The sequence below is a fragment of the uncultured Subdoligranulum sp. genome, from assembly GCF_937890665.1.
Map to the genome: position 1 here is coordinate 1 of NZ_CALADU010000206.1, position 7,568 is coordinate 7,568.

Genomic DNA, 7,568 nt, shown 5'->3' on the forward strand with positions numbered 1-7,568 from the left:
TTCACCACCACCATTCATTTTCGGGGTTGACTTTTAATAGTTAATCTTTCTGTAATCATCAACGCAGACACTGGGGAAGTCCGCCAGCGGATCAATCTACCTGACAACTACTGGAACGGTTCCGCCCATCAGCCGAACATCTACCTTAATTTGGGCGACACGCTGCTGGTGGATTGCCGGTATGAGCCCTATACCCGTACCATCATCGATACCGACGGCACCCCTTATACCGTGGATACCAACCATGAATATCTTGGCCTGATCTCTACGGAAGATTTCCTTAACGGGGTCCCCCATTATACAGAAGTAGGCGAATACACCACGTAATGAAAAACCGCCCCGGCATGTTGCCGGGGCGGTTTTCTGTTTTACCGTTCAGCCCTCAAAATGTTTGGCGACCTGTTTCAAGTTTTCGATGATGGGCAGATGCTGGGGACATACCCCCTCGCACTGACCGCAACCGATGCAGTCGCTGGCCTTGCCGAACGTCTTAGTCAGGTTGTCGTAATATTCCCCCTGCGGCGTCCACGACTTCCCCTTGATTTCTTGCAAGTCGGCGTTGTACAGCGAGAAATACTTCGGGATGGCAATGTGCATGGGGCAACCGTCGGTGCAGTAAGAACAGCCCGTGCAAGGCACGGCAATGCTGGAATTGATGATGGAGACCGCCTGTTGGATGCGAGCCTCTTCCTCCTCATTGAGCGGCTGGAAGTTCTGCATATATCCGGTATTATCCAGCAACTGGTCCATATTGCTCATGCCAGACAGCACCATTTTTACATTGGGTTTGCTGGCAGCAAACCGGATCGCCCACGACGGCACCGAAGCTTCGGGCGCATACTGCTGGAACAGCGCCTTGACCGCCTCCGGCACATTGGCCAACGTGCCGCCCTTGACGGGTTCCATGACAATTACCGGTTTGCCATGCTTTTCCGCTACCTCGTAGCACTTGCGGGACTGTACCCCTTCGCTATCCCAATCCAGATAGTTGAGCTGCAACTGGACAAACTCCACCTCCGGGTGCTCGGTCAGCACCTTGTCCAGCAAGTCTGCGTGATCGTGGAAGGAAAATCCGATGTGTTTCACCAGACCCTGCCGCTTTTTCTCTTGCAGCCAAGTAAAGCAATCCAGCTTTTTGTAAATTTCGTAATGCTCGGTGCCTACATCGTGCAGCAAATAGTAATCAAAGTAACCCGCCCCTGTCTTTTGCAGCTGGGTGTTGAATACTTCGTCCCGATCCTGCAGGTCGTGAATAAAGCCGGCATGCAGTTTGTCCGCCAGTGTGAACGACTCCCGCGGGTGGCGGCTGGTCAGCGCCGCCTTGACGGCATTTTCACTCTGAAAGGCGCAGTACATCCACGCCGTGTCAAAATAAGTAAAACCACGCTCCAAAAAGGTATCCACCATCTGTTTGGTCTGTTCTATATCAATGCTGCCTGCATTGTTGGGGTCTGTCAGCGGCAAGCGCATCAGGCCGAAGCCCAGCTTTTTGGCATTCTGAAAAATATCCATCGTTCGGTTCCTCCGTTCGCTTATATGGCAGATTCTTCTGCCTCTTTCTTTTTGGTTGTATTATACATCTTAAAGCATGCTTTAAGTCAAGCATCCCCTTCCCCATTGTTTTCAATTTTTTACTGTACTTTTTGGCGAAACCGTGTATAATAAAGGTTGCGTATGCAATTTTTTACAATACAGGAGAACCCCATGAAGAAGAAAATTTTGTACCGTACCACTGCCTGTGCGCTGGCGCTCAGCCTGACGGCTGTTCTGGCCGGCTGCGGCAGCTCTGCCGACAGCGAGTCCACGGCCGAGACTGCCACCGCAGAAACCTCTACCGCAGAAACCGCTGTGGATGAGTCGGCTTACGCCTATCTGGCCGACTTCAGCTACTCGCAGGGTTTTGATGAAAACGGCTACCTCAAAGGGGTGACCGCCTCGGATTACGTCACCCTGCCCGATGATTATGCCGACATTACCATCGATGCTGCGCTGGGCGAAGTCAGCGACGAGGATGTAACGGATTACATCAACAGCAACATTTTGTCCAACTTCCAGACAACCAATCAAATCACCGACCGGGCCGCTGCGCTGGGCGACACCGTCAACATCGACTACGTGGGCACTATCGACGGCGTAGAATTTGACGGCGGCAGCTACGAGGGCTACAATCTGGAACTGGGCAGCGGCAGCTTCATCGATGACTTCGAGGATCAGATCGCGGGGCACACCCCCGGCGAAACCTTTGATGTAACGGTGACCTTCCCGGAAGATTATCCGCAGGGCGATCTGGCTGGCAAGGATGCCGTCTTCGCCACCACGCTGAACTACATCAGCGAAACCGTCACGCCTGATTTGACCGACAGTTGGGTCGCGGAAAACCTGACCGATCCCATGGGTGTGAGCGACGTGGCCAGCCTGCAGGCTTTTGTCGAAAAGCAGATTGCCTTCAACAACCAGTACTCCGATGTCTATACCGCTCTGCACGACAAGGCCACCTTTGCAACAGAATTGCCGGAGCCTGCCAAAGAGTATTTCCGGGATGTTCTGCTTTTCGGCGTGTATAGCTATGCCCAGAACTACAACGTCAGCATGACCGATATGGTGAGCTCCGGTGCTTTTGGCTCCAGTTACGCCACGGTGGAAGAGTTCATCAACGATATGGACAGCAGCATCACCACGCAGTTGGAGCAGACGCTGCTGCTGCAAGCCATCGCTGAAAAGCAGGGCCTTGTTTGCGACACCGAAACGCTGAATACGGAATTCGTAAACCAGTTCGGTGTGCGGGATCCCTCCAGCTTCACGCAGGTCTATGGCGAGAACTACGTCAAGTGCCAACTGCTGGACAGTCTGGTTATGCAAAACCTGATCAACAACGTGAAATACGAATAAAGTGATTTTCTTTTCCCGGTGCGGTTCTTCCGCATCGGGATTTTTTATGCCTCCCCACTTGACACCAAAGGACCGCCGTGCTATATTGATAGCAAGAAACAGTTAGATATTTTTCTAAATATCTATTCAGAAAGGAGTTTTGAGATGGGAGATGCCTTTAAGGCCCTAGCCGACCCCACTCGGCGCCGTATTCTGGAGCTTTTGGCGCAGGGAGATCTGACTGCCGGGGAAATTGCCGCCCACTTTTCCATGACCAAGCCATCGGTGAGTCATCATTTGAACATCCTCAAAACCGCCGGCCTGATCTGTGACCAGCGCAATGGGCAAAACATTGTTTACAGCGTGAACCTGACGGTATTTCAGGAACTGGTCAAATGGTTTTACGATGTAGACCTTGTGAAAGGAGCACCTGACGATGAAAAATAAAAAACTGTATCTTGCCTTATTGGCCGCCTGTTTGCTTAACTTTTTGGCACATTTGTACTTTTACCCTTCCCTGCCGGACACTGTACCGACCCACTGGGGGTTTGACGGCCAAGCCGACGCCTGGGGCCCCAAATCCAGCACGCTCATCATCTGCGCACTGCCTTTGCTGATTTTGCTGATGCTGGCTGTCCTGCCGAAAATCGATCCTCGTTCGCAAAATTACGAAAAGTTCGGCAAAGTCTATCGTGGTTTTACCATCGGCATCACCCTGTTCTTATGCGCCATTTCTTGGCTGACCGAACTGACCGTTTACAACGTGCTGCCCAACAGCAGCAACCTGATCATGGTACTGGTCTGCGGCGGATGCGGCGTTTTGTTTATCGCACTGGGGAACTACATGCCCCAAGTCAAACAGAACTATTCTTTCGGCTGCAAAACACCGTGGGCCCTTAACGATGAGCACAACTGGAACCGCACCCAGCGCATGGGCGGCATTGTCTTTTTAATAATGGGTATTGCGTTTTTGGTGGCCGCTCTTTTTGCCAAAGTTTTGGGAGAAACGGGTCTGCTTGTCCTGCTTCTCGGATCTTCGCTGGGCGGAACGCTCTGGATCTATCTGTACTCTTACTTGGTATTCATCGGCAAAATGAAATAATAAAAACCGGACCGTTCATAGAACGGTCCGGTTTTTTGTTTAGGCGTTTGCCGCGTCTTCTAAAATTCCGGCGATGAAATCCGGCACCTCTTGCGGGTCAATCCCCATAGTATAGGCTACCTCGCTGTGCAAAATATTCTGCGCTTCCCGCAGGGCGCTGTCCTCATAGCTGGAAAGCTGCTTGCCCATCGCGTGGCGGTGACGGCGCTCTGTGTAAATATCGCGGATCATCCGCAGCAAAGCATGCCGGTCGCCGCTTTGCAGCGTCCGACGATAGCGCTCCTTGCGGGCTTCGGGGTCGGGATCATGTTCCGGCGCCGGCTCGTGCAAAAGATCCAGCACCTCCTGCTTCGTGGGAAGTGCGCGCATACGGTCCAGCAAAACCTGACTGTTACACGGTACGCAGATTTTCATGCTGCTGTCATAAACAGGTTTCAAAATATAGCACTCACACGCCTGCCCAGCCAACTTCATACTCTTCTTTTCCGCAATCGTGCATACACCGCTTGTTCCGTAACTTACCGCATCCCCAACCTGAAACATGAGGTTTCCTCCTTTTTCAAAGCTTATATTTGTCTTAGCATTCTTCTACTATATAGTATAGTACTTTTTTCCAAAAAATGACATGGGCTTTTTGTACAAAAATCACGTTGTGCCGACCAGCTTTGTATGACACCCAAAGAAAAAATCCCTCTGTTGCCAGAGGGATTTTCCTAATTTTGTTGCTGTTAAAGGCTCGAATATCCGAAGCTGTTTACCAAAGCGTCAATCTTTTGCCCCGCTTTGCACCACGGACAGCTATGGGCATCATAGCTTTCGTAATCCGGCAGGTCGTTGGGATCGAAGATGCTCGTCACCGGGAAGCCTGCGCATTCCTTTTGGGTGGCAAAAATGGCTGCAATGCCCACCGGTGTACCGCCATAGTAATTGATGGCTTCCACCGCGCTCTGGACCGTGTATCCTGTGGTGACAGAAGCCGCCAAAACCAGCACATGCCGTCCAGAAATCATAGGTGCGGTGTTGTCACGGAACAAAAGCTGACTGCCCACGGTGTGTTCCGGCGTTACAATATAAATGGTTTGATGCGCATTCATATTGGCATACCCAGCCTTGGTCAGTTCACTGGCCATGCAGGCGCCGATCACCTCTGTGCCGTCAAGACAGAGAATGGTGTCCACGATGGTATTGAGGGTGTATTCCTGAATCAGTTCCGCAGCCACTTCGCGCGCTTCGGAAAGCCGGGATTTTGTCAGCGTCACATCGATGTAGTAGTTGATGTGACTGTGACTGGTGGCAAAATGCCCTTTACTGACACGCAACGCAAGGTTGCTCTTTCGCGTAGGCAGTTTGACAAGGTTCATGGCCATTGGAAGTCCCTCCCTTAAACTTTCTACTTTATATTGTAAAGTTTTTTTAAATCGATTGCAAGAAACGCATTGACCAAAATCCCCTCTGCCTTTTTGGGCAGTTTTGCGTCCTCGGCTTTACACCGTGGGGGCAAACTGTTATAATACAATTACTTTGTAAAGTGGGGAGATTTGCGGTATGGGCTATCGGGTAAAACCTTATAACGGAGACACCTTGCCGGTGCCGGAGATCGTGCTGAAACATTTGGCGCAGGCCGACGGCGACACCGTGCGGACCGCTCTCTATGTACTGCAAACCAAGGACACCGACCCGCGTACCATCGCCCGGGCATTGGGTTTGCCCAGCATCGAAGCCGCTCGCCGCGCCTTGCAATATTGGGCCGGAGCCGGCCTTTTGGAAAGTGCCCGAGGAGTAACCGTTGACGCCCCCGCCGAAGAGAAGTGCGTCAATCTGGACCTTTCCACCCTAAATGACCCCTATATAGCTGTCCTGTGTGAAGAAGCCCAGACAGCTTTCGGCAAGGCACTGAGCCGCAGCGAGATGCAGCGTTTGGTCGCCTTATACCTGCAAGAAGGCTGGAAACCCGATGTGATCCTGCTGTGCTGTGCCGAGGTAGCCCGGCAGGGCCGCCGCAGCGTGGCAGCGGTGGCGCGGGAATTGGCCCGTTGGCGGGAAGACGGTGTGGAGTCCGGAGAAGATGCTGAGCGTCATCTGCGCAAAGTCAAGCAGCGGGAGGAATGGTGCGCCGATGCAGCCGCCCAGTTTGGAATTGAGCCTTCGGCATTGACCCGTTGGGAACGGGGCGCTATCGCCCGTTGGCATGAAGAGTGGGGCCTTGACCGTGAGATGATCGATGAGGCATTGCTGCGTGCCGGCAGTAAAAACACGGTACGCTATGTGGACGGCATCCTGCGGGCGTGGCGTGCACAGGGCATTACTACCGTGGCTGCTGCCCGCGGGCAGGGACAGCTGGCCGGCAGCAACATTTTGACCACCGAACGTCCCGCCGCCCAGCAACCGGCAGCCAGCGCCCAGAAAGATCTATTTAACCGCAACTGGGCGGCCATGTTTGACGAGGAGGGCTAATCCATGCGTACCAAAGACGAATTGTTCCGTGCCGCGCAGCGCGAGATTGCGTCCCGCCGCCAGTATGCCGTAATGCAGGCCGAGACAGCCCGCCGTGCAGCGTTTGCCGCCCACCCTGCTCTGGCCGCCGCAGACGATGCACAGATGCGCGCCGGGTTGGCCTTGGCCAAAACCGCCGCGCTGGGCGGCGACGTCGACGCAGCCCGTGCCGCGCTGGCCCAAGCTGACGCAGCCCTTGTCGCAGCTACCCAAGAGGCCGGCTACGGGGAGAATGCCTTTCAGCCCGCCTACTCCTGCCCGCTATGCCACGACACCGGTATGTACAACGGGAACCCTTGCCGCTGTGTTGCCGATATTGCCCGGCGTCTGCGGCGGGATGAGATCAACGCAGCCAGTCCCTTGGGGCTGTGCCAATTTTCTACCTTTGATGTGAACCGCTACTCCCCTGAGGTGGAACCGGAACTGGGCATCTCGGCCCGGGCCTATATGGAAAAACTGCTGCATTTCTGCGAAAATTACGCCCAAAAGTTCAGTTGTAAGAGTACGAACCTGCTGTTTATGGGCCACACGGGGTTGGGCAAAACCCATCTGGCCCTAGCCATTGCGGACGGCGTCTTAAACGGCGGTCATGATGTGCTGTATACCAGTGCCGCCGCACTGGCTGCCCGACTGGGGCGAGAACATTTTGATTTTGACAGCGGCGACGAGTGGCTGAACCCCTGCCAAGAAGCCGATCTGTTGATTTTGGATGATCTGGGCACCGAGTATATTACCCCGTTGACGATCAGTGTCCTGTACGAACTGATCAACACCCGGATGCTCACCGAACGTCCCACCATCTATACCACCAACATCACCGACCAGAGCGTTTTTGTGGCCCGTTATACCGAAAAAGTGGCCAGCCGCATGCTGGGCGGATGCAAGATGTTCAAATTTTTTGGCACCGACCAGCGCCTACAATAAGCAAACAGCCGCATCGGATTTTGTTCCGGTGCGGCTGTCTTTTGTCTCTATCGATTTTGGTATCTGCGCAGAATATGAAAAAGCCGCGAGCCTACCCTAACGATACGCTCGCGGTCCATCTACACAAGTCGGAGTGACGGGATTCGAACCCACGGCCTCTTGGTCCCGAACCAAGCGCGCT

The 7,568-nt window shown here is 53.6% G+C and carries 9 protein-coding genes; 6 read left to right on the forward strand and 3 right to left on the reverse strand.

Features of this window, described 5'->3' with window-relative positions; genetic code table 11:
- Positions 1 to 168: 168 nt before the first annotated feature.
- Entirely contained in the window at positions 169 to 327 is a 159-nt protein-coding gene (locus Q0526_RS11695; RefSeq protein ID WP_298733801.1) for a hypothetical protein, read from the forward strand.
- 48 nt (positions 328 to 375) lie between these two features.
- On the opposite strand, the gene Q0526_RS11700 is transcribed toward Q0526_RS11695, so the two are convergent.
- Positions 376 to 1,512 (reverse strand): aldo/keto reductase, encoded by a 1,137-nt coding sequence (locus Q0526_RS11700; RefSeq protein WP_298733803.1) that lies wholly within the window; start codon positions 1,510 to 1,512, stop codon positions 376 to 378.
- Positions 1,513 to 1,704: 192 nt separating this feature from the next.
- On the opposite strand from Q0526_RS11700, the gene Q0526_RS11705 reads away from it, so the two are divergent.
- From Q0526_RS11705 to Q0526_RS11715, 3 genes are all read left to right on the forward strand, one after another.
- Complete coding sequence (locus Q0526_RS11705; protein WP_298733805.1) at positions 1,705 to 2,889, forward strand: FKBP-type peptidyl-prolyl cis-trans isomerase; 1,185 nt, start codon at positions 1,705 to 1,707, stop codon at positions 2,887 to 2,889.
- A 144-nt stretch (positions 2,890 to 3,033) separates the two neighbouring features.
- Positions 3,034 to 3,315: an autorepressor SdpR family transcription factor gene (locus tag Q0526_RS11710; RefSeq protein WP_298733807.1), complete on the forward strand. Its 282-nt coding sequence runs from the start codon at positions 3,034 to 3,036 to the stop codon at positions 3,313 to 3,315.
- Positions 3,305 to 3,970: an SdpI family protein gene (locus Q0526_RS11715; protein ID WP_298733809.1), complete on the forward strand. Its 666-nt coding sequence runs from the start codon at positions 3,305 to 3,307 to the stop codon at positions 3,968 to 3,970. The genes Q0526_RS11710 and Q0526_RS11715 overlap by 11 nt, the downstream gene beginning before the upstream one ends.
- Positions 3,971 to 4,009: 39 nt before the next feature.
- On the opposite strand, the gene Q0526_RS11720 is transcribed toward Q0526_RS11715, so the two are convergent.
- Together Q0526_RS11720 and Q0526_RS11725 are read right to left on the reverse strand one after the other, a co-directional pair.
- A complete protein-coding gene (locus Q0526_RS11720; protein ID WP_298733811.1) occupies positions 4,010 to 4,513 on the reverse strand; it encodes a CarD family transcriptional regulator in 504 nt (167 codons plus the stop codon).
- A 185-nt stretch (positions 4,514 to 4,698) separates the two neighbouring features.
- Positions 4,699 to 5,337, reverse strand: coding sequence for an orotate phosphoribosyltransferase (locus tag Q0526_RS11725; RefSeq protein WP_298733813.1), 639 nt, complete (start codon positions 5,335 to 5,337; stop codon positions 4,699 to 4,701).
- Between the two features lie 178 nt (positions 5,338 to 5,515).
- Here Q0526_RS11725 and Q0526_RS11730 point away from each other — a divergent pair, with 178 nt between their 5' ends.
- Positions 5,516 to 6,424, forward strand: coding sequence for a DnaD domain protein (locus tag Q0526_RS11730; RefSeq protein WP_298733816.1), 909 nt, complete (start codon positions 5,516 to 5,518; stop codon positions 6,422 to 6,424).
- A 3-nt stretch (positions 6,425 to 6,427) separates the two neighbouring features.
- The gene (locus Q0526_RS11735) at positions 6,428 to 7,387 is read left to right on the forward strand and encodes an ATP-binding protein (protein WP_298733818.1); all 960 of its coding nucleotides are present in this window, start codon (positions 6,428 to 6,430) and stop codon (positions 7,385 to 7,387) included.
- Positions 7,388 to 7,568 lie beyond the last annotated feature (181 nt).

What these genes read in the sequence shown, in the direction of transcription:
- Q0526_RS11720 (WP_298733811.1), bottom strand. Translation starts at nt 4,513, where the DNA reads ATGTTTCAGGTTGGGGATGCGGTAAGTTACGGAACAAGCGGTGTATGC.
- Q0526_RS11710 (WP_298733807.1), top strand. Translation starts at nt 3,034, where the DNA reads ATGGGAGATGCCTTTAAGGCCCTAGCCGACCCCACTCGGCGCCGTATT.
- Q0526_RS11700 (WP_298733803.1), bottom strand. Translation starts at nt 1,512, where the DNA reads ATGGATATTTTTCAGAATGCCAAAAAGCTGGGCTTCGGCCTGATGCGC.
- Q0526_RS11715 (WP_298733809.1), top strand. Translation starts at nt 3,305, where the DNA reads ATGAAAAATAAAAAACTGTATCTTGCCTTATTGGCCGCCTGTTTGCTT.
- Q0526_RS11730 (WP_298733816.1), top strand. Translation starts at nt 5,516, where the DNA reads ATGGGCTATCGGGTAAAACCTTATAACGGAGACACCTTGCCGGTGCCG.
- Q0526_RS11735 (WP_298733818.1), top strand. Translation starts at nt 6,428, where the DNA reads ATGCGTACCAAAGACGAATTGTTCCGTGCCGCGCAGCGCGAGATTGCG.
- Q0526_RS11705 (WP_298733805.1), top strand. Translation starts at nt 1,705, where the DNA reads ATGAAGAAGAAAATTTTGTACCGTACCACTGCCTGTGCGCTGGCGCTC.
- Q0526_RS11725 (WP_298733813.1), bottom strand. Translation starts at nt 5,337, where the DNA reads ATGGCCATGAACCTTGTCAAACTGCCTACGCGAAAGAGCAACCTTGCG.